Source organism: Arachnia propionica, from assembly GCF_003932785.1.
GTDB classification, from domain to species: domain Bacteria; phylum Actinomycetota; class Actinomycetes; order Propionibacteriales; family Propionibacteriaceae; genus Arachnia; species Arachnia propionica_B.
In genome coordinates this window covers 1-667 of the sequence record NZ_RQYT01000132.1, presented here as the reverse complement: position 1 = coordinate 667, position 667 = coordinate 1, and the positions used below count along the sequence as shown (strand labels likewise).

General features: G+C 60.3%; 1 protein-coding gene. It reads right to left on the bottom strand.

The window, feature by feature from the left end; genetic code table 11:
- Window positions 1–621: hypothetical protein (locus tag EII35_RS16310; protein ID WP_221739811.1), on the bottom strand; the 621-nt coding region annotated here is incomplete at its 3' end.
- Window positions 622–667: the final 46 nt, after the last annotated feature.

Here is a 667-nt window from a genome sequence, read left to right as displayed (position 1 = left end):
ACCACCAGCCGCCTCAAAATTCGCCGCAACCACATCAGTGCGGACACAATCATTGTCATTCGAGACGATGTAATTCGAAAAGCCCGCCAGTACTGGCTCACACGACAACTGCCCCCACAGACACCTCTGCTGGAACGATGTCACCAACCCCTGCACCGAGGCAAGCCACCCACGCGCTCTATCATTCGAGCCACGCTCCAACCTCGTGAAACTCCGCAGATCATCCGGCAGGGCAGACGAAACCCCCGTGTCCTTGTTCCCCACAAAATCCCCACGTCCCTCCAGTGGTGGCGACGGATACGACTTCACCATCTGAGGAATCGGATCAATCCTCGGCGGATTCGCATCACCATGAAACAAATGCAGAACATCCGCGCCCTCCCAGAACTTGTCCCAACCCGACCGGGCATCCCGCTGCCGCTTCCACTCCCTGGCCGCATCAATCCTCGCCTGCTCCGCCCTCGCATCAGCCTCCAGATCCCGCACCCCCTGCGCCACATCACGCAACCGCGACGCCAACACCCTCGCATCCCGATTCGCCGTCTCAATATTCCGGGCCCACAACTCCGCATAATACCCTTGGAAATGCGTCCCATACGTGGCTTTACGGGCATTACGCACCCCCACCTGCGCCTCCACCCTCACCGCAGCCGACCGCAACGCCTCA